This is a genomic window from Mesorhizobium sp. M1428 (genome assembly GCF_040317515.1).
Lineage (GTDB): Bacteria > Pseudomonadota > Alphaproteobacteria > Rhizobiales > Rhizobiaceae > Mesorhizobium.
This window is the reverse complement of sequence record NZ_JAMYKT010000034.1, coordinates 12,981-33,942: the sequence shown is the minus strand read 5'-3', so window position 1 is coordinate 33,942 and position 20,962 is coordinate 12,981. Positions and strand designations below refer to the sequence as shown.

Sequence of the window (20,962 nt, the reverse complement as noted above, 5' to 3'; positions counted from 1 at the left end):
GCCGGCTCAGGCCCATCACGGCGCGCGCCCTGGCTCCAGGGCACCTGGAAGGCGGATCAGTTCATCGCTCATGCTCAGGCGACCGTCTTCTGAGAACATCTCGATCGAGCAATCGCGCAAAGCGTCTTCGTCTTCGCCGAGCATCTCGGCGACATATCTGAGGGTGTAAAGAGCCGAGCTGCGACATCCCATCTGATGGCTCGTTTATGTGAGGCCCAGATCAGGCGGCTTTACCTGCTGCGATCGCCATTGGGCTCCAATTCCAGGGAAGCAAGTCCTCGAGCCGTGTGATCGGCGTGTCGGCGATGCGCGCGAGGACGCCGGCAAGCCAGGCCTGGGGCTCGATGTCGTTGAGCTTGGCGGTGTTGATCAGCGTCGCCATGAAGGCGGCCCGATCAGCGCCGCGATCGGAGCCTGCGAACAGCCAAGCTTTCCTGCCGAGAGCAAAACCACGCAGCGCCCGTTCGGCGGCGTTGTTAGTCAGGCAAATGCGGCCGTCGCTGAGGAAGGACGTGAAGCCGTTCCAGCGGCTTCAGCACATAGTCGATTGGCTCAGCAAGCGGAGAGCTTCGGGACAATTTTGCCCGCTCGCTCCGCATCCATTCCTCAAGCGCCTCTGCGATCGGCCGGCTTTCCTGCTGGCGTCATTGCAGGCGTTCGTCGGCGGCAAGACCGTTGATGTCGCGCTCGATATCAAACAGCAGGTCCATTCGTTTGACCGCCTCGAACGCGATCGGGGAGATTGGTGCGGCATCCTTGCCGCGCTAGGCATTGGTGGCGATGTCGGCGAGCACGAAGAACTTGCGGCGCGCATGCGCCCATTACAGCGTCTGGGTCAGCGGACCAGGGCCACGATCTGCCTTGAAGAGCGGATTGTAGCCGCTATAGGCGTCCGCCTGCAGAATGCCGCTAGAGGTCTCCAGATGGCGCTCAGGATGTTCCTGCCGCCGATCGCGCGAGGCGGCACGGTTTTTCCTTTGGGGTGTCGCTCAGCCCGAATTCTTTAGATCGACGCCCAAGACGTTCCATGGCATAGGGTGTCGCGAGATTCCACCTTCCGGAGCAGCCTCCTTACAATGTTTGCAGATACAACTCCCGTCCTAAGTTTCTGTATCGCGACGTTCAATCGACGCGAGATGGCAACCGCCTTGGTCCGTGATATTTTGGCGAGCGACCAACCGATCGAAGTTTGCATCCATGTAGACGGATCAACCGATGGAACTTTGGAGGAACTGCTTTCGATCAAGGATTCTCGTTTGACTGTCACTTCAGGCATGAATTCCGGAAGTGCGGGGTCGAGGCGGGTAGCCGTTGCCCGAGCTAGAGGCAAATTCATCGCAATCTACGATGACGACGATCAAATCATCGTGCAAAATATTCCAGCTATAATTAACCATTTGATGGGCTGCACAGACGATGGTCTGTGCGGGATTGTCGTACATTACATGGAAGCAGACGGGCGCCTCCATGGAAGCCAGTTTGTAAGAAGACGGACCAACTTCCTTCAAATGAGGTTCGACGACCACGTACAAGGCGATAAACGTGAGATCGTTCGCTCGGAAATTCTAAAGTCAGTGGTCGAGAAATACTATAGGGGCGCCCGGCGGGTACCCACTTCGCTCCTCTGGTACAGATTAGCTCTTAATTATGACGTTATGTGTGTCGATGAAGCGATTGGTGTTAAGTGCTACTTTCCAGGTGGCCTGACTTCGGTCATCAGCAATGTAAAAAGAGGTAGCCCTGCGCCAATGTTAAAACACAAAATAACGATCCTGCTAGGGTTTATTTTTGGTCGACATAGGTCTGTCACAGCTGCGGCACGGTCTCTGTTATCCAGTGTGTACTATTCCGTATTCATACTCCGGCAGGCCCTGACGGGAAGGCAATAGTGTGAGTATCTCTCACCCTCCCTCAGACTCGGGCCGAGGCTATTCAGTGTCACCTTGACCTCATAGGTGTACGGACTATCCTGATGCTGATACGCTGACACGGCAAAGATACGAAAACACCGCCACAATCGTTTTGGATTAGCTTCGGCATGACGGCCAGATCCCGGCAAGAATGTACGCCGTCATTTTTTGCGGCGCCTATGCTTCCATCTCGAACGCGTGCCAACCTCGCGTCCGCACTCCTGGAGAGCATCGATGTAGCGACGGACCACAACTCTCTCGTCAAACTGCTGCTCTACTTTCGACCGCCCCGCCGCTCCCATGGCCATCCTCTGGGCAGCGCCGAGATTAATAAACTTCATCAGTTGCTCTGCCAGGTGCGCTTGATCCTTAACTCTGCAGAGATACCCATTTACACCATCATCCACTACGTCCCGACATCCTACCCAATCCGTGGTGATTATAGGTCTGCTGAGCGCAGCGGCCTCGAGCAAACTCCGGGGTGTTCCCTCTCTGTAAAATGACGGGAGCACAACACAATCAGCGTTTTGAATGAATGGCCTAACGTCATCAGAGGATCCGAGGTATTCAACAATCCCCTCATCTTGCCACGCTGCCAACTCCAATTCCGTTATTGCGTTGCTGCCTTCTCCGATAAATCCCAGTATCTGAAACCGCGAAGCCGGTCGCAAGCTCTTCACAACCCGCGCTGCCTCGACAAATTCTAAAACCCCTTTCTCGCGCAGCAGCCTACCAACGAAAATGAATGTCAATCCCTCGGCTGAGCAGTCATTGGCCAGCCTTGCCGAGCCTCGAAAATGCGAAAGATCTATTCCGGAACCTGGAACAACCAGCGTCTTCGATGGCTCGACCAATCGCCTTTCCGAAAAGAGCTCGCGGTCCTGATCGTTTTGAAATATGATCTTAAACGCTCTGCGGAAGGATATTCGATAAAGTCCCTCTACTACAAACCTGAGCGACCTCTTACCTGAGAAGGCAGCACCAAGTCCAGGGACGTTGTTAATCACCGGGATAGACAACCAGCTAGCCGCCAAACTACCAAATATATTCGGCTTTATAGTAAAGCTTAATATGGCGTCCGGCCGCGTGGTCGAAAATATCTTGTAGTAATGACACATCAGCTTGATGTCTGCCAAGGGCGACGTTCCATGTTCCGCCATTTTTACCGGTATAAAATCACAACCAAGTTCGACGACCCGATCCTCATAACCATCGGCAACAGCAACTACCGTGACCCTATATCCAGCCGCGATCAGCGCACGAACTAACCCCGCACGGAAATTAACGATGTTCCAAGCCAAGTTGACAATAATGATCAGGTTTTGGCCTTTCATACGGCCCTCACCAGATCTATCTTAAACGCAAGGGACGCACCGCAGCCCTTCAGCGGCACCGAGCTCAAACTCGTTGCGCCCATGCATAAGCACGGCTGTCAGAAATCACTAGGCGTTTCACACTGTACAGCCCAGAGTTCTCAATTCTATCAACTGCCTTAACGACGCCAGGAAATAGCTTGCTGGTCACGTCGTCAAAAACGATCATATCGCCTTTCTTCTGGCGCGCCGAAACCAACTCAAACTCTTGCATGACGCTGCTTTCGATATGCTGGGCATCAAGAAACGCAAAATTAATGCGATCCAAGCCGACTTTGGGCAAGAGGTCCAAAGTGTCCCCCTGTAAAAACAGAATGTTTCGCGCCAAGTCCGCCCAGGGCTGTAGGATCTCAGCCCGAGATTTGGGCCCATCATGGTCGTCAATGCAATTCCAGATCTGCCGTTTCAGGTGAGGCAAGACGTCCAGCGTAACGATCCGGCCAGCAACCCCTTGGTCCGCCATCGCCTTGCTCATGCAAAGTGCCGAAAACCCCCGAGCTGTACCTGTCTCGAGCACCGTTGCGAAATCTAGGCCCGAATTACTGAGCATATTGCGCATCAAAGTGTAAAGCAACCTCCCGTGAGGATAGGCTAAATCGGATTTCTTTTTTACGATTTGCGTATGAAGCGCAAGCTCATCAAGCCACTTCCGATCAATCGTGTAACCCAGGTCCCTCTCGAGCCGATCAATCTCATAGTACTCCTGCTGTTGTGCTTGCTGGTGCCACCTAAGGTATTGCTCCCTAGTGGCATGTGGCGCAGTTCCGAAAGGGGCGTTGTTCCACCGTGAGTCAACCGCACTGTTCACTCTAGCACGAATTCCGAGTACAGCCTCTTGTATGTATGGCGCGAGCTTCATCCACAAATCCTTCCTGTTGCCCAGCTCTGGTGTCTAACCAGCAGCAAGGTCATTAGAGTTGATGCGCAGTATGCGAACAAGTATGACAATTCAAAAGCCAGCGAAATTCCAGAGCCGGTCAAACCCGCGCAAGACGCGATCATTACCGGGATCCCGGCCAAATATCCCAGGGCTATAACGAGCGGACGTCTGTTGTTTATGGCAATAGGGTCGACTGCCATTTTCTTAGTCCGGTTCAACACGATTGTTATTGACACTATAATGAACGAGAGAGGGCGAAACAGTTCGTTTGAGACGCTACTAAAATATCCAGTTTCATAAAAAGCCATAATTCCAGCAAGGGCGACAAAAGAGCACAAGGCGGCTAGCGCGGCTCCCCCCATTAACGTTCGCCGAAACTCTGAAGTATCTCCGGTTGAGGCATGTTTAAACGCGTTCGGGACTGTTACAAAAGACGACGCGTTTATAATAAACCCCACAACCCTCTGTGCTAAGTCAACGGAAAACGAAAATACCCCAAGATGCTGCGCAGTGCCAAACCACAATATTACATAGCGCATTCCTAGATACAAGCATTGTTCCGTTATAGTGCTCAACGTATAACTTCCTCCGACTCTTAGCGTCTCCCTGACAACAGATAATCTCGGCAGTAATGAGATCGACGGCCGGGAGAGCAAAAGAGAAATCCCTGCTGCGACTGCGTAGCTTGCTGAAAAGGCGATAAGAGCGATTGATGGTGTCGGATTTGGTCTGATAATCACCCAAGCCAGGAGGATGTAGGCTATAGACTGAGCGAGAGATGCTGTACCATAAAGCCAAAGAGAGAGGCGGGCGTGCAATATTTCCTGAACGGTTGTATAGAACCCAAACGCTACGAACGGCGCAATAAATGTCCACGGCACCAATCCTAAATATGCCGGCAGAGATACAACGACAGCCAGAACTAGGGAGACAAGTGCAGTCAGTGAAACAAGCGACGACTCGTATTCTTTGATCTTACCTTCAGCGGCAATCTTGGCATGCTGGGAGACTATGGCGAACGCGAATGGACCGAACGCCACGCTGGATACCAAGCCTGACGTGGCGACTATAGTACTATAGGCCCCATAGTCCGCGGCAGGCATCCATCTACCTATCAGCAAGAGCGTGATCAGGTTAATTACGCCGGGACCAGACCTTATCACAACAGCCTCGACAAGTCGAAGCATCGTTCTCCACACTTACCTCTCCAATTCTATGATGGGGTGAATTTCTTACCTAGTTTACGCTAACTCGGAACCGCTTCGCTAAGTTTCCCTCTCCGGAGTTTTCGCCTTCGACTACATATGAAAGATAAAGCTTCACGGAGCGCGTCGATATCGCCGCGCGATAGCCTTCCAACGTTTTCAGTGCGTCGTGGTCCTCCAGGAGAGCTTTTGCAAGTGATTCCTTGGAGGATTCCGCGACCACTACTCCGGCCAACGTGTCAAGATCTCCAGAGCAAGGGGTGGTTACGATTCGTTTCACCCCACATGCCATCATCTCAATCAAGACATTGGGAAAACCTTCGTGCGAAGAGGTCAACAGGCCGTAGCGTGCGCCCTTCATTACAGGAAACGGGTTCTGAAGCTGCCCAGCAAAGATCACCTGATCCGTGAGTTCTAGTGAGGCGGCGTACCCTTCAGCCTCGGCCTGGAGAGGACCAGATCCAATCATTACGAGCACCAATTTTCTCCCGGTCGTTCTCACGATCTCGTGCAGCGTATCGAGTGCTAAAAGCGGCCTCTTTACCTCAACCATCCTTCCACACCACACTATGTAGGGCGTGTTGGCAGTTCTTTCCTCAAAATCTGTGGCTATCGCCTGCTCGGCGAGCGAAGCAACTTCTACAGCGTCAATCGGATTCCCAAGCACGCTGACACGATCAAATGCACTGCGAGGCGTCACGTTCTCTAGCGCCGCCTTCATTTCCCCGGTCTGGGCGATAATCAAATCTTGACTACCGTAGACAGAGTAGAGAGTTCGATATGCCGCCAATCTAAGACCTCCGTAGCGTTTGGCGAAGATCGTGGATTCTCGCGTGACAAACCGTTTACAGCGAAGCCAACCAACCCGGTGGCAGGCCGCCAAAAACGCATTCATCCGTATGTGTGACGAAAACACCAAGTCGTAGCGGGATTTGCGGAGCCTCGCGAGCAACCCCCACTCGCTCCCAAAACGCCCCCCCCCAACACCATAGCTCACCCGCGCTGTTCCAACGCGCCCTCCAAAGAATGACGGCGTTGGTCCGGCCAAAACGGCAATCTCGACGTCCCAATTGTCCGTTAAGGACAGTTCTTTTGCCAGTAGCGAAACAACCCTCTCGGCGCCACCCGCTCGATCGATAGGAACAACGAACAGGGCCCTACGCATCACACAATTCTCTCTGGCGTCAAATCCAAGTATCCTAAACCGACCCTTGGCGCGCACCAGTGCCACCGCCGACGTTTCGCCTCAGAACATAAGCAAACGTTTCACCGGCATCTTTGCCGATCAGCGCAAATGAAACCAGCTGCCATCCCCTCCACAATATGTAAAATGGCACGAAAAAGCTAAAATAGGAACTAATCCAGAAGACGTTACGCTCCTCAACAATTAGACCGTTCTGCAATGCCAATTCTTCGATAAGACTGGGGACACATTTATCATAATAGGCTCTGAACCCATCGTGCCCTTCTCCTTTTTTTGGAAAGATTGCAAAGAGTATCCTCCTCTTTACCGACTCAGGGAGAATTAAATTAATTCTAGCAAAGAGGGCGTTTCGACACGGAGCAAAGATAAACACCCTACCTCCTGGCCTGACGACACTTGCAATACCCCTAATGGCCTTCCCGGTGTCGTACACATGTTCGAGTGTGGCCTGACAAACAACAGAGTCGGCATCCCCTCTCCCAGTGTATTGACACAAATCCGCGGCTATCGTTTCATCGTATATTCCGCTTGGAGCAGCGGCTAGTTCCTCAGCACTTATGTCGATACCCACAACTCTCAAATTCATCCGTATCTTATCTTCTAAACGGATGCATGGTTCAGAGCCGCCCCCAAGATCATAGACCAGCGAACCGTTTGAAAATGCTCCCGGCAAAATCTGGGAAAGGAAATGCTCGTTTCCGTCGCGCCGCAACGCAATAGGCAAGAACCCGTCTATCCATCGGCAGACCTTGATGTTGAAGTTTATGAACCGCCTAGCAATTCCCATTCGTCTCCCTCTTCAGGAAAGTATTGCGTGTCAACGAGACGCGTTCATTAAATGGAGTAGTATTCTCTATACCACGCGACAAACATTGCTACGCCATCCTTCACGCTAGTCGTTGGTTTGTAGCCAAGAATTCTAGATATCTCGGAGACATCGGCGAAAGTGTCCGGTACGTCACCAGGCTGCAACGGATGGAGTTCTGTAATCGCCCTAATTTGTAAGGCATCTTCCAACGCGCGAACATACTCAGACAAGGGCACAGGTGTGCTGTTTCCTATATTAAGAATCCGCCAGGGTGCACTACTGGTTGCAGGGTCCGGATCAGCTGAGTTCCAGTCCGGATTCGGTGCTGCGGGCTGGTCGCTTGCACGAACAACGCCCTCAGCAATGTCCTCGACGTAAGTGAAGTCGCGCGTATGGTTGCCATTGTTAAATAATTTGATGGGCTCCCCGGCCAGGATACTTTTGGTGAACAGGAAAAGCGCCATGTCCGGGCGGCCCCAGGGACCATAGACGGTGAAGAAGCGAAGGCCGGTGGTAGGCAAGCCGAACAGGTGGCTGTAGCTGTGCGCCATCAGTTCGTTCGCGCGCTTTGTCGCCGCATAGAACTGCAGCGGATGGTCGGCAGGGCGATGCTCGGAAAAGGGCATGTTGGTATTCGCCCCATAAACGCTTGAGGTACTTGCGTACGTCAGATGGGCGACACGACCGGCGCGACATGCCTCAAGGATGTTGGTGTAGGCGGTGATGTTGCTTTCCACGTAGGCATGTGGGTTTTCCAGGCTGTAGCGCACCCCAGCCTGGGCGGCGAGATGGATCACGCGATCAAATGAATGAGCAGTAAAGCAAGCATCCACCACACCCTTTTCAGCCAGATTGCCGCGGATGAAATGAAAGCCCGAATTGCTTCTGCGGTTGGCTTGATCCAGCAACCGCAGTCTCGCTTCTTTGATTTCGGGGTCGTAGTAGCTGTTGACGTTGTCTATTCCGACCACCTCATCACCGCGCTCCAGCAAACGCTTCGATACGTGATAGCCGATAAACCCAGCGGCGCCGGTTACTAAAATTTTCATCAGAAACGTCCATCCGTAATTTCCTTGGGAAACAGGCCCTTGATGTCGTAAATGACACCTGGGCTCTTGCGAAGGGCCTGTAGACCGGCAGCCCCCAGCGCATGAAATTGCCTGTGCCCCACCGCCACTATCACACCGTCATAGGCCCAAGCGGGACTGTCTTTCATACTAAGCACGCCGAGTTCTCGAGCACATTCCTGCGGATCGACCCAGGGGTCCCAGAGGTCAACTTGGGCATTATATTCCTTTAATTGTGTGACTAGGTCGGCCACCTTGGAATTTCGCAAATCCGGGCAATTTTCCTTGAAGGCTGCGCCCATCACAAGAACTCGGCTGCCAACGACGGATATTCCTTTGCGCATCATCAGGCGGGCTGTCTGGTCCGCTGCATGTTTTCCCATGCCGTCGTTGATTCGACGCCCTGCGAGTATGACTTCCGGATGGTAACCGAGTTCTTGAGCCTTGTGGGTGAGATAGTAGGGATCTACGCCGATGCAGTGACCGCCAACAAGGCCCGGGGTGAACCTTAAGAAGTTCCACTTGGTGGCAGCGGCATCCAACACCTCCAAGGTATCAATTCCGAGCTTGCCGAAAATCAACGAAAGCTCATTCATCAACGCAATATTCAAGTCGCGCTGCGTATTCTCGATCACTTTGGCAGCTTCAGCCACCGCAATGCGACTTACAAGATGCGTTCCTGCTGGCACGATTGAGGCGTACAACTCATCAATGGCCTTTCCTGCTTCAGGAGTGGACCCACTTGTCACCTTGACAATGGTTTGCAGCCGGTGCTCTCGGTCGCCTGGATTAATACGTTCAGGGCTGTAGCCCATGAAGAAGTCTCGGTTGAAACGGAGACCTGATGCCTGTTCGATTAATGGGGCGCAAACCTCTTCCGTGCAGCCCGGATACACGGTCGATTCAAAAATGACAACTGCTCCAGGCGATAGCGCCTCTCCAACGGTCTTTGAAGCCAAAATCAACGGCTTCAAGTCGGGCCTGTTGGCCTTATCAATCGGCGTAGGGACAGTGACAATGAATATGCCACAGCTCTTAAGATCGGCCACAGAAGTTGTGAAGGTTAAACCGGAGGCAAGTCTAATCTCCTCCTTATCTGCCTCCAATGTGGCGTCCTCGCCTCTCTTCAACGAAAGAACTCTATGTTCGTTGATGTCAAATCCGACCACCTCGCGGATCCTCCCGAATGCGACGGCGAGTGGCAATCCGACGTAGCCCAACCCTATAATAGCTATTTTCTTGGAATCTAGATTCAACGGAAACACTCTTTCTTGGGACATCTTTTCCACATTTGGTTTAATGTTAGAACACCCTCGCTCATCGCGCACCAAATCCTGTCAGCATGGTTCGGATGGTACGAAACACAATCAGCACGTCGAGCCAAGGGGAGAAATTCTTAATGTAGTAGAAGTCGTAATGCAGCTTCTCCAGAACATCGTCCACGGCCGCTACGTGGCCTTGGTTGACTTGCGCCCATCCGGTAATGCCCGGCCGCACGATGTGGCGATATCGATAGAATGGCAGCTCCGCCTCATACCATTTAGAGAGTACGAGTGCTTCTGGCCGCGGTCCGATCCAGCTCATCTCGCCCCGCAGGATGTTGAAGGCCTGCGGCAACTCGTCGATCCTGGATTTTCTCAAGAACTGCCCGAAACGGGTAATGCGTGTGTCGCCGGCCTTCGTGATGGCCGCTTCCTTCTCGTCGACAGCCGTGTCGCTGAGCTTCATCGTTCGAAACTTGTAAACCTCGTACGGACGCCCTCCGTAGCCCATTCGCTTCTGTCGAAATAGCGCCGGTCCAGGCGAATCGATCTTTACCGCGATCGCCACGACCATCAGCAATGGCGAGAAAACAACAAGCACAAACAACGCAGAAACCCAGTCTATCGTCTGCTTTATTTTCAAGTAGGCCTGGTTTGGATTCAAGGAACCTAGAGTGTTTTCAGAAAGATGCTCGATTTCCACCCTGCCTGTGAGCGACTCGCTTATTTGCTTGACATGATAGACCGGCGTACCCGAGAGCGCGCTGTCGGCAATATACCGCTCCCACTCATCTGAAAGGTCGGCTCTAAGATCGGCCACCACACCGGTCGCATACTCGACGGCCGTATCGGGCGAGTGAATCCTGTGCCAGCTAACTCCCGGTATGCTCTCCAGCCTGGTGACGTCTCCGCCCGGGATTATGGCCAGCGTGTGTGCATCGAGCCGCCGGGTGGCCAAGCTCAAACCAAAATACCACAATGTCGATTGAATAAAGCTCGCCGCTGCCTGGAACCGGCTGTAGTCGAACCTAAAGAAGAAGATGGTCGCGAACACCAGGCCATAGGTCAGGGCGAAGGTCGGCAGGATGTAGCCAGCCGCTGCAACACCCGGGAAATTGCCGATACGCTTATAGAAGAAATAACCTGCCGTGTGAGCGGTAAATGCCGCAAAGATCGTAACCTGTAGGTTCGGTGACCGGATCACCTCGTGATCGACAGATAGGCGGATCAGCGCCGGCAGCAGTATCGCGAATGTCAATCCGCCAAGCAGCTGAAAGCGCATCCGGAGCAGCAGATGCCGTCTCTTGGGCAAATGGATGGTGGTGGCGATCAATTTGAATCCCGCGAATCAGGCGCCATGAAAAACCTGGACATTCACTTGACCAGATACCGCTCTCGGCCAACGCTGGAGTAGGAAATGCCTTCCTTCACAACGTCCTCCTCGCGGTAAACGTTTCGAAGGTCGACCATCACCGGGGTCGCCATGAGTGCTCGGAGCCGCTTCAGGTCAAGTGACCGAAACGCGTTCCATTCGGTGACGATGACGATCGCATGCGCGCCGTCGGCCACCGCGTAAGCGCTTTCCCCAAAATCAATTCCCTCGATCATCTTTCGAGCCTGGTCCATACCGACCGGATCATAGGCCCTGATCGAAGCGCCCGCGTCCTTGAGCGCCTGAATGATCGCCAATGACGGGGCATCGCGCATATCGTCGGTGTTTGGCTTGAACGTAAGGCCCAGGATACCGATTGTCTTGGCGCGAACCGAGCCTCCGCAGGCCTCGATCACCTTGCGCGCCATTGCCCGCTTGCGCTGGTCGTTTATCGAGACCGTCGTTTCAATCAGCCGCACCGGGCTTGCCGCGTCCTGCGCGGTCTTGACCAGTGCCAGCGTATCTTTTGGGAAACAGGAGCCGCCATAACCCGGCCCGGCGTGAAGAAACTTTGCCCCGATGCGATTGTCCATGCCGATGCCGCGCGCGACGTCTTGCACATCGGCTCCCAGCCGCTCGCAGAGATCGGCAATTTCGTTGATGAAGGTGATCTTCATCGCCAGAAAGGCGTTGCCGGCATATTTGGTAAGTTCCGCCGTGCGCCGGCTCGTATAGAATATCGGCGCCGCATTCAGCGAGAGCGGGCGGTAGACCTCGCCCATGATCGCCTTGGCCCTTTCGGCGTCGGTTCCAACAATGATGCGGTCGGGCCGCTTGAAATCCTCGATCGCCGATCCTTCGCGAAGAAATTCGGGATTGGACACCACAGTAAAGTCTGCGTCGGAATTTTGCTCCCGGATAATTCGTTCCACTTCATCGCCAGTACCGACAGGGACGGTGGATTTCGTCACCACGACGGTAAATCCCTTGATCGCGCGGCCCACTTCTGCCGCCGCGTCATATACGAAGGAGAGATCGGCAAAACCGTCGCCACGTCGTGACGGCGTGCCCACGGCGATGAAGACTACATCAGATTGAGAAACCGCATCCGCCAGATTGTCGTCGAAACGCAAGCGGCCTTGCGCCACGTTCGTCGTTACCAATTCGTCGAGCCCTGGCTCGTAGATCGGGATTTTGCCGAGCTTTAGCATCGCAAGCTTTTCCGCATCGCGATCGACGCAGCAGACCTGATGGCCAAAGTCGGCGAAGCAGGCGCCCGAGACGAGTCCCACATAGCCGGCTCCAATCATTGTTATTCGCATATCGCATACTCCCAATCAGCGCCGATGTGATCTCGCCAGACAGCGCCTGGTCCCACCAAAGAACGGCTACCGCACTCCCGGGTGAAAACCCGAGAGCCGATCCTACAATTTACATCGCCTCGCGGCACCTCGGTGCTTGCGATTAAGCGATGGCTACGAGATCCCTGGCATCAAGGTCGACAGGGATCTCGCCATTTATGATGGCAACCAGAACCCGAGCCCTTCCGGCTGGATCGAGCCGGTCAAGGCGACCGATCATTTCCGCGAACGGGCCGGAAAGGATCCGAACCGAAGCACCGGCTGCGAGGCCGCCGCTGAAATCGAGCAAGCCATGCCTGCCGGTCAACGCAATGAAGCGCTCTACCAGACCGGAGGGGACAGGCAAAGGCCGGTCCCCTTGCATGACGAGGGAACGCACACCGAAGGTTCCGTTGATCGAGCGCCAACGCTGCAACGCGACGTCAAGGGCGATGAACATATAACCGGGAAAATAAGCCGCAACTCGTGTTTCGAGCCGCCGGGCATGACGCACGGTTTTCTCGCAGCGCGGCACAAAGGGCTGGAATCCCTGGATCCGGAGATGCCGCTCGGCGACGTGCTCCTTTCCAGGAAAGACGCTGGCGGCGTACCAGCGCGTTGCCGGCGCGGCGGTCGGCTCAGGCGACAGGGCTGTTACCCTGCTCGTTGTTTTTTCCGCGCTACTCACGTGTCTTTCCTTCGGCGGTCGGCGGCATGATCTTAGGTCAACGGTTACGACAGTGTGTGGATACCAACAAGCAACCAAGCCACTAGAGTCAAAGCGGTTGGGTTAAGAATTTCCTACACATTGTCCAGAAATTTAGCTGTGCCTAAATAATCACCGAGCCGCTTTCTTTTTCATCTGGCGGAGATGCTATGTCGAGCAATTTCCATACGTAGATGCTTGGTTACGCTGGTCGTGCCGAATCGACCGTTGGTTCTGGTCCTTAGTCCCTCGACTTGAAGCTAGTGTGACGGGCTCGCCGAGTCATGGGGTTTCACGACCGCTTCAACAGCGACCAGACTGCCGGCACCAGGCTCGCGGCCAGCGCAACCTTGATCAGATCACCGACGATGAAGGGCACCACCCCGAACTGCCAGGACTTTTGCGGGCCGATCAACAGCGACAGCCAGGCAAAGCCCATTGCCATCATGACGATCTCGGCCACCAGCATGGCATTGAAGAGCTTGATAGGATGGCGATCCCAGCCGCGGTCGGCAGCCCAGCCGACGATCGCCGCCATGACGACGAAGCCGGCTAGATAACCGCCGGTCGAACCGAGCATGTAAGCGATACCGATGCCCTTTTCGGGCGTGCTCTGGAAGACCGGAAGGCCCAACGCGCCCTCTGCCATGTAGAGAAGCAGCGTGGCGACGCCAAGGCGCATACCGAAGGAGGCAGCGATCAGGAAGACGGCGAGAGTCTGCATCGAGATGTCCACCGGGCCGAGCATGACCTTGGTCTTGGCAGACAAGATCAGCAGCAGCGTTCCGGCGATCCCCAGCAAAAGCTGTCCTGCCAGCCGGGCCGTGCCCTTTTCAGGCAAAGCGAGAGAAATGAGCGGACGCATCGTCGTTGCAGTTGCCATGGTCTTCCCCGTTCCGGATTGCCGCCGAACGCGGCCTTGCGTTTTCCTATATTGGCTTCCGTGCTATGCGGCAATCGGTTTTGCCCTCGCCCCAAAAAAGGTCGCGACGTTCGCATGGAGCTGAAATTCGATACATGCTTCGATCCGGCCTACGGCCAGGGCGTAGCCGTTGCGCCTGGTATTCAACGCGTCACCGCCAGGAACCCAAGCCCATTCACCTTTCACGGAACCAACAGCTATGTAGTCGGGCGCGAGACGCTGGCGGTGATCGATCCCGGACCGGATGACGAGGCACATCTTCGAACACTGCTCGAAGCAATCGGGACCAGGCCGGTCAGCCATATCTTCGTCAGCCACACGCATCGCGACCATTCGCCGCTGGCGGCGCGGCTGAAGCAGCATACGGGTGCGGTGGTTCTGGCGGAGGGCCGGCATCGCCCGGCGCGGCCGTTGCGCCCCGGCGAGGTCAATTCGCTTGATGCCAGCGCCGACACCGGCTTTGTTCCTGATATTGCGGTGCCGGACGATATGGTAATCGACGGCGACGGTTGGGCGATCCGGACGGTGCTGACGCCCGGCCATACCGCCAATCACGCGGCCTTCGCGCTGGAGGGAACCGGCATCCTTTTCTCAGCCGATCACGTCATGGCGTGGGCAACCACGATCGTCGCGCCGCCGGATGGCGCGATGGCCGACTACATGACATCGCTCGAGCGGCTGATCGAACGCGATGACCGGCTGCTGCTGCCCGGTCATGGCGGGCCGGTGACCGAGCCGCGCAGCTTCATGGGCGGATTGAAAACGCATCGCAAAATGCGCGAACGCGCAATTCTGGAGCGGATCAACAGCGGCGACCGGACAGTCAAGGACATGGTGGAGGCGATCTATCGAGACACCGACCCGCGCCTGCATGGCGCGGCCGGCCTGTCGGTGCTTGCCCATCTGGAAGACCTGGTGGCGCGCGGCCTGGTCCACACCAATGGCGCGCCGGCTATCGACGGCATCTATTCGCCGGCAACGTAGCGCACTTCGGATATCATTCCGCCGGCGCCACACCCACCTGGCCGGCGACTTCCTGGTCGAGTTCGGCGAGGAAATCGGTGATGCGCGCTGCATTGTCGCCAAGGTCGTGGCGACCGTAACGCGAGGCCGAGCGCATATCGACGATGACCGCATCGCCGTCGTCGCTCACGCGGATGGCGACATCGGCGGGAAGGCCAAGCAGGAAGCTCTTGGCCAGCGCATCGACCGTCACGTCGCTTTGCCCTGCTGCGTCTGGAAACGGCGCCGTGAGCTGCCAGCCGCGCCGATCCAGCACGGTTTTGACCGCCTCCAGAACGCGATCGAGAGGCAAGGTGTAGCTGCGTCCGGTAACAAGCGGATAAGCCTCGATTTGCAGGCGCTGCTCGCCGGGCGTCGGCGGCAAAAGCTCGTTCGTGTCCTTTGTCCGGGTAGAAATATCGAGCGCCGGCGGGTCGTCGAAATCCGTCGAGATGTCGCGCAGCGGCGGATAGGTCGCCGCCCAATAGGCCGCGACAGCGTAAGGGATGAGCACCAGAAGCGCCAGCAAGGCGCCGGCGGTCAGGTCTTGGCCGCCACGATCACCGAAGTTCCAGAATCGCGCGAAGGCAAACCCGGCAAACAAAAGCGCAAACGCGGCCAGCAAGGCGACAATGCCAAGCACCCATAGGAAAGCTTGGGTCTCAACGAGGTCATAGCGATGGCCGATGAGAGCGGTCAGCAGCAGGACTGCCGAAAACGCGCCGGCGCGCCGCGACCAACCGGCAGCCCTCGACGTTTGTCGCTCGGGAATTCCCGTCATTGTTTTCCGCGCTGCCCCAACCCGAATCAAGGCATAGTGCCTTTCAGCGGCGGCTTGAAGGCGCAAAGACGCCGCATCTCCGGTCAATCCGTCGGCAGGTGATAGTCCCGGAACTGCTGGCGCAAGGTAATCTTCTGGATCTTGCCGGCAGCGGTGTGTGGGATTTCGCCGACAAAAGCGACGTCGTCCGGCATCCACCACTTCGCCACCTTGCCGTCCATGAAAGCGAGAATATCCGTCTTGGTCGGCTCCCTGCCCGGCTTGCGCACGACCACCAGTAAAGGCCGCTCGCCCCATTTCGAATGCGGAATGCCGATGGCGGCGGCCTCCGCCACATCGGGATGGCCGACCGCGAGGTTCTCGAGCTCGATGGTCGAGATCCATTCGCCGCCCGACTTGATCACGTCCTTGGCGCGGTCGGTGATCTGCATGTAGCCGCCGGGATCGATGTGCGCGACGTCACCGGTATCGAACCAGCCGTCTTCATCGAACTGTTCGGCTCCGATGCCGCCATAATAGGCGCGCGCGACAGCCGGCCCGCGGACCTTGAGCCGGCCGAAGGTCTTGCCGTCCCATGGCAGTTCGTTGCCGGCGTCGTCCGTCACCTTCATTTCGATGCCGAACGGTGTAAAGCCCTGTTTCTGCTGGACGCCCAGGCGGGCCTCGCCCTCCAGCCCGGCGTAGTCCGGCTTCAGGGTGCACAGCGTGCCGAGCGGCGACATCTCGGTCATGCCCCAGGCGTGGACGACCTGGACATCGTAATTGTCCTGGAACTTCGTCGTGATCGCGCGTGGACAGGACGAGCCGCCGATGACGACTTTCTGCAGATAGGGTAGTTTCTTGCCGGTCTCTTCCAGATGCTGGAGGAGCATCATCCACACCGTCGGCACCGCGGCGCTGAAGGTCACCTTCTCGGTGTCGAGCAGCTCGTAGAGCGAAGCGCCATCCATCTTGCAACCGGGCATGACCAGCTTGGCGCCGACCATCGGCGCGCTCTGGCCAAGGCCCCAGGCATTGGCGTGAAACATCGGCACGACCGGCAGTATGGTGTCGCGCGACGACATGCCCATGGCGTCGGGCATCGCGGCGATCATGGCGTGCAGCACGTTCGAACGATGGCTGTAGAGGACGCCTTTCGGATCGCCCGTCGTGCCCGAGGTGTAGCACATGCCGGCGGCGGTGTTTTCGTCGAATGTCTTCCAGGCGAAGTTGCCGGCGGCTTCAGCAAGCCATTCTTCGTAGGCAACCACATTCGGCAGCGCAGTCTCCGGCAAATGCGCATTGTCGGTCAGCACGATAACCTGTTTCAGCGACTTGACCGCGCCGGCGATCTTTTCAAGCAGCGACAGGAAGGTCAGATCGACGAAGATCGCCTTATCCCCGGCATTGTTCATGATCCAGGTGATCTGCTCGGGAAAGAGCCGCGGGTTGAGCGTGTGATAGATGGCGCCGACACCCATGATGCCGTACCAGGCCTCGATGTGGCGCGAAGTGTTCCAGGCCAGGGTCGCAATGCGGTCGCCAAGCCCGAAACCGTCACGCTCGAGCCGCTCGGCAACCTTCAGGGCACGATCGTGGATTTCGGCATATGTGCTGCGCACGATCGGCCCCTCGATCGAACGCGACACGATCTCGCGGCTGCCGTGCTGCCGCTCGGCGTTGTCGATCAGTTTGTGGCAAAGCAGCGGCCATTCCTGCATCAGCCCGAGCATCTTGTTCCTCCCGTTATTTTTTTGCGCCATTGTGGGACGAACCGGCCGATTGTCCAGCCAGAACCGGGCTGAAGCGGTGCATGGAGCCAAATGAGGCGAAATTCGCCACAATCCGGCCATGCTCGGCGTTAACGTTGATTAACAGGCGGGGCGCGATTGGCGAATGAAAGAGGTTCGCATGGACGCGCAGCTCGACGACAAAGCCCTCGAAAATACGCTTGCCGAAAGTCTGGCCGATCTGGTGGCGGCCGATGTCGCGCAGGCCGATCTGGTGCCCGACGCCAAAGCCGTTTCCGAAGATGAATTCGTCGAGGTCGTCGGTGGCGCCCTCGAGGCGGTCGGCGGCACGCTCTTGTTCAAGATGTGCGTCGAGAACCAGGGCGAAAGTCAGCACGTCGCTGCCGCCTCCGTCGGCGATGGCGGCAATCGCCAGTTCCTGCTGCTCACCTTGCCGACCAGCGGTGGTGCGCTGAAGGTCGAGACCACCTCGAAAAGCAGCAATCCGGTGGCCGGCATTGCCGCCGCCTATGCCGGGCTGATGGACGCATTCCAGGCCGCCGCCTGATTTTAGGCCGGATACCGGAGGAAAGCGCAAGACTGCCACCCGCGGGCGACGCCCGCCGGTGGCTGCCAGGTCTTGCGCAATGCGCTTGCCAGGCACATCTTGGCGTTGATGCAAGGAGATCCGATATGGACCAGATCGCAAACCCGTCACCAGGCTCTCAGCGGAATCCGGGCAAGGTCATTACCGTCGAACCTTACAAGGGCACCGTGACGGTGCGCGCCGGCGATGTCGTCATCGCTTCGTCCAGCAAGGTCAAGGTGCTGACCGAAGCGCCCTACCCTCCCGTTTTCTATATTCCGTTCGGCGACATCGACTTCAAACAACTTGGCAAGACCGAACACTCGACCCATTGCCCCTATAAGGGCGATGCCAGCTATTGGAGCGTGCTGCCCGCCGGCGATGCAGGCAAGGATGCGATGTGGGCCTATGAGCGGCCGTTCGACGAGATGGCCGATATCCGCGACCACGGCGCATTCTATCCGAACAAGGTGACCATCGAGGCCACGCCCGACTGATCAGTCGGTAGTGCCTTGGTCGCCGACGCCGTCGGCATCGTCGAGACGCACGAAGGTGAGGCCCTTGGCCTTCAGCGCCAGAAGTCCCTGCACCACGCCTTCGCCGGCCGCATGGGTCGGCTGGTTGATGTGAGCGATGATGACGTCGCCGTCCTTTGCCGCGGCAATGCGCCGGGCGGTCTGTTTTGCGCCGAACAATGAGCCGCCATCACCGTTGATTGAGAATCCGGCGATCTTGAAACCAAGCTTGCGTATCATCGCGATTGTCGACGGGCTGTATTCGGCGGTTGCGCCGCGAAACCATTTCGGCGCCGGTTCGCCGGTCACGGCAAGAGCGGCAGCACCCGATTCGACCTCGGCCAGCACGGCTTCCGGGCTGCCGGCACTGCGAATGCCGTAGATCTTTTGCGGCGTGTCGACGGCCGGGACATGGCGGCCGCCATGGTTTTCCAATTCAAACAGTTCGGGATGCGCCCGCATGATCTCGACAGCGGCGGCGTTGTGCTTGAGCCAGATGCCGGTGACGAAAATGGTGGCAGGAATCTTGTTTTCCAACAGCGCCAAAAGAATCCGTGTGTCGGTCCTTCCGCCGCACGCATCGAGCGTCAGCGCGACGCGGCCGCTGCCCGCCTCGGCCTTGATGTGCAGCGTCGGTGCGACGAGCAACTGGGCGTTGCCAGGAGAAACAGCCCACAGCGATATCGCAATGGCGCAAAAATACTTTTGGAACGGGCGCATCGATTATTTCCAGGTCGGCCGGATCAAAATTGAAGCGGCGACCCCAAGGCCGCCATCAAGGCGGAAATCGGGACGATGCCCCTGCAAAAGCGTCGGCAGCGGCAATTTGACCGCCGGCCCGGCCTTTGGCAAGCGCGAGGTCACAATGCGTGCTCCACGTCCTTAACCTTACGTGAAAGGATCGCGCGCACCGCGTCGACCACCGCTTTGACCTCAAGTCGCCAGACGCAGCAAGCCTTGCTCGGATCGGGACGGCGGCACAGGTCCCTGGCTATGCACTCGCAAGGCATGGAGGGCCGCGGCGTAACGCTGGCCACGCCGACAGGGCCCCAGACGGCCGGTTCGGTCAGACCGAACAGGCCGACAACCGGCGTTCCGGCGGCGGCGGCCATGTGCATCGGGCCACTCTCGTTTCCCAGAAACAGGCGTGCCTGGCCGAGGACCGCCAGCAGCGTTGCCAGCGACAGCGCCCCGACCACGTTGACGACCGGCGAAGCGGCCTTGGCGACGATGCGCTCGGCAGATGCCCGTTCATCGGAGCCGCCGACAAGCAGGAAGTCCAACCCGGTCTGCCGTGAGATCTCGTCGATCGCCAGCGCAAAACGTTCCGGCTGCCATTGGCGCCCCCGGAAGCTCGCTCCCGTATGAACGGCTATGAAGGCGTTACGCCGAAGATGATGCCGGTCAAGAAGCGCCAATGCCTTGGCGGTCTCCAGCGGCAGCGGCTCAATCTTTGGGACCGGCGCACGCAACTCCACGCCGAGCGCCTCAAGTGGCGAAAGATAGCGGTATAGATAATGCTGGCCACCAAAGCCAAAAGGCTTGGCCAGGACGTTGGCGGGCTGGCGTTCCAGCCAGCGCAACGGTTTTTCGGGAGGATCATATCCGACGCGGGTCTTGGCGTTGACGAGCCTGACGATGATGCGTGAGGTTTTGGAATCGGCCAGGTCGATGGTCAGGTCAAACCGGAACCGGCGCAGAGCGCGCACCATCGCGTAAAGCTCGCGACCACGCTGCACAGGGGTGCCACGCATCCGTACGCGTCGGAACGCCACCACGTCCGAGGCGATGCCATGAGCCAACAGGAAACTGGCAAAGTTCGCCTCGCAAAGGAACACGATCCTGGCCTTGGGATATTGGAGGCGCAGGTTTCTGGCGAGCGCGGAAGCGAGGACAAGATCGCCGATGAATTTCGTCTGGAGGATGAGAATCGAGCGGACGTGCGTGGGCGGGTTCTGCAACACGTGTTTCTGGCACCGGGGCGGGTTCGGGGGCCGGAAACTGGGCAGAAACCGATGTCGGGATTTGGAGCCGACACACGCACGTTCGCGTGAATTCGGTTACAAATCGGTAAGGTCAGATGCCGGCGGACTGAAACTCTTATCTGCGGCCGTTCTTTGTGGCCTGCAGCACCGCTTGCGCGGGGGATCTATCGGTTCAAGATCGACCAGATTAAGTCGAGGCGGAACCAGGTTACAGTGCGTGTTCCATCCCCTTGATCGTGCTTGAAAGAGTTCACGCAGTGCCCCAACAAACTGTCTGACCTGTTCGCGCCCAACCAGCGGCACCGTTCTTTGGCGATACGGTTAAATATCGCTCG

At 57.1% G+C, this 20,962-nt stretch carries 19 protein-coding genes and 1 pseudogene; 4 read left to right on the top strand and 16 right to left on the bottom strand.

Annotation, left to right across the window (positions count from 1 at the left end; translation table 11 throughout):
- Positions 1-220: 220 nt before the first annotated feature.
- A pseudogene (gene tnpC / locus NKG60_RS29025) lies at positions 221-962 on the bottom strand (IS66 family transposase); the annotation flags it as partial.
- Positions 963-1,076: 114 nt separating this feature from the next.
- Between tnpC and NKG60_RS29020 the strand changes: the two are divergent.
- Positions 1,077-1,889, top strand: a complete 813-nt coding sequence (locus NKG60_RS29020; protein ID WP_352493301.1) for a glycosyltransferase family 2 protein — start codon at positions 1,077-1,079, stop codon at positions 1,887-1,889.
- Between the two features lie 182 nt (positions 1,890-2,071).
- Here NKG60_RS29020 and NKG60_RS29015 read toward each other — a convergent pair whose 3' ends face one another.
- From NKG60_RS29015 to NKG60_RS28965, 11 genes are all read right to left on the bottom strand, one after another.
- Positions 2,072-3,244 carry a glycosyltransferase family 4 protein gene (locus NKG60_RS29015; RefSeq protein ID WP_352493302.1) on the bottom strand — a complete coding sequence of 391 codons (1,173 nt, stop codon included), beginning with the start codon at positions 3,242-3,244 and terminating at the stop codon, positions 2,072-2,074.
- Between the two features lie 64 nt (positions 3,245-3,308).
- Positions 3,309-4,142, bottom strand: coding sequence for an O-methyltransferase (locus tag NKG60_RS29010; protein WP_352493303.1), 834 nt, complete (start codon positions 4,140-4,142; stop codon positions 3,309-3,311).
- Positions 4,139-5,350 (bottom strand): lipopolysaccharide biosynthesis protein, encoded by a 1,212-nt coding sequence (locus NKG60_RS29005; RefSeq protein ID WP_352493304.1) that lies wholly within the window; start codon positions 5,348-5,350, stop codon positions 4,139-4,141. Before NKG60_RS29005 ends, NKG60_RS29010 begins: the two co-directional genes overlap by 4 nt.
- 49 nt (positions 5,351-5,399) lie before the next feature.
- Positions 5,400-6,590: a glycosyltransferase gene (locus NKG60_RS29000; protein ID WP_352493305.1), complete on the bottom strand. Its 1,191-nt coding sequence runs from the start codon at positions 6,588-6,590 to the stop codon at positions 5,400-5,402.
- Positions 6,568-7,359 carry a class I SAM-dependent methyltransferase gene (locus NKG60_RS28995; protein WP_352670376.1) on the bottom strand — a complete coding sequence of 264 codons (792 nt, stop codon included), beginning with the start codon at positions 7,357-7,359 and terminating at the stop codon, positions 6,568-6,570. The genes NKG60_RS29000 and NKG60_RS28995 overlap by 23 nt, the downstream gene beginning before the upstream one ends.
- Positions 7,360-7,406: 47 nt before the next feature.
- On the bottom strand, positions 7,407-8,429 hold the full coding sequence (locus tag NKG60_RS28990) for an NAD-dependent epimerase (protein ID WP_352493307.1): 1,023 nt from the start codon (positions 8,427-8,429) through the stop codon (positions 7,407-7,409).
- Positions 8,429-9,727, bottom strand: coding sequence for a nucleotide sugar dehydrogenase (locus NKG60_RS28985; protein ID WP_352493308.1), 1,299 nt, complete (start codon positions 9,725-9,727; stop codon positions 8,429-8,431). The genes NKG60_RS28990 and NKG60_RS28985 overlap by 1 nt, the downstream gene beginning before the upstream one ends.
- A gap of 37 nt (positions 9,728-9,764) precedes the next feature.
- The gene (locus tag NKG60_RS28980) at positions 9,765-11,042 is read right to left on the bottom strand and encodes a sugar transferase (RefSeq protein WP_352493309.1); all 1,278 of its coding nucleotides are present in this window, start codon (positions 11,040-11,042) and stop codon (positions 9,765-9,767) included.
- Positions 11,043-11,083: 41 nt separating this feature from the next.
- Entirely contained in the window at positions 11,084-12,403 is a 1,320-nt protein-coding gene (locus NKG60_RS28975) for a UDP-glucose dehydrogenase family protein (RefSeq protein ID WP_352493310.1), read from the bottom strand.
- Positions 12,404-12,545: 142 nt separating this feature from the next.
- Positions 12,546-13,109, bottom strand: a complete 564-nt coding sequence (gene nusG, locus NKG60_RS28970; RefSeq protein WP_352493311.1) for a transcription termination/antitermination protein NusG — start codon at positions 13,107-13,109, stop codon at positions 12,546-12,548.
- Between the two features lie 310 nt (positions 13,110-13,419).
- Entirely contained in the window at positions 13,420-14,010 is a 591-nt protein-coding gene (locus NKG60_RS28965) for a biotin transporter BioY (RefSeq protein ID WP_352976281.1), read from the bottom strand.
- 114 nt (positions 14,011-14,124) lie between these two features.
- On the opposite strand from NKG60_RS28965, the gene NKG60_RS28960 reads away from it, so the two are divergent.
- The gene (locus NKG60_RS28960) at positions 14,125-15,033 is read left to right on the top strand and encodes an MBL fold metallo-hydrolase (protein WP_352976280.1); all 909 of its coding nucleotides are present in this window, start codon (positions 14,125-14,127) and stop codon (positions 15,031-15,033) included.
- A 13-nt stretch (positions 15,034-15,046) separates the two neighbouring features.
- Here the strand turns inward: NKG60_RS28960 and NKG60_RS28955 are convergent, their stop codons facing one another.
- On the bottom strand, positions 15,047-15,832 hold the full coding sequence (locus NKG60_RS28955) for a DUF1499 domain-containing protein (protein WP_352976278.1): 786 nt from the start codon (positions 15,830-15,832) through the stop codon (positions 15,047-15,049).
- Between the two features lie 83 nt (positions 15,833-15,915).
- Positions 15,916-17,544, bottom strand: coding sequence for a fatty-acid--CoA ligase (locus tag NKG60_RS28950; protein WP_352493315.1), 1,629 nt, complete (start codon positions 17,542-17,544; stop codon positions 15,916-15,918).
- 178 nt (positions 17,545-17,722) lie between these two features.
- Here NKG60_RS28950 and NKG60_RS28945 point away from each other — a divergent pair, with 178 nt between their 5' ends.
- Complete coding sequence (locus NKG60_RS28945) at positions 17,723-18,109, top strand: hypothetical protein (protein ID WP_352493316.1); 387 nt, start codon at positions 17,723-17,725, stop codon at positions 18,107-18,109.
- A 125-nt stretch (positions 18,110-18,234) separates the two neighbouring features.
- Complete coding sequence (locus tag NKG60_RS28940) at positions 18,235-18,624, top strand: DUF427 domain-containing protein (RefSeq protein ID WP_352670383.1); 390 nt, start codon at positions 18,235-18,237, stop codon at positions 18,622-18,624.
- Here NKG60_RS28940 and NKG60_RS28935 read toward each other — a convergent pair whose 3' ends face one another.
- Both NKG60_RS28935 and NKG60_RS28930 read right to left on the bottom strand, forming a co-directional pair.
- Positions 18,625-19,362 (bottom strand): polysaccharide deacetylase family protein, encoded by a 738-nt coding sequence (locus NKG60_RS28935; RefSeq protein WP_352976275.1) that lies wholly within the window; start codon positions 19,360-19,362, stop codon positions 18,625-18,627.
- A 140-nt stretch (positions 19,363-19,502) separates the two neighbouring features.
- The gene (locus NKG60_RS28930; RefSeq protein WP_352670386.1) at positions 19,503-20,606 is read right to left on the bottom strand and encodes a glycosyltransferase family 9 protein; all 1,104 of its coding nucleotides are present in this window, start codon (positions 20,604-20,606) and stop codon (positions 19,503-19,505) included.
- Positions 20,607-20,962: the final 356 nt, after the last annotated feature.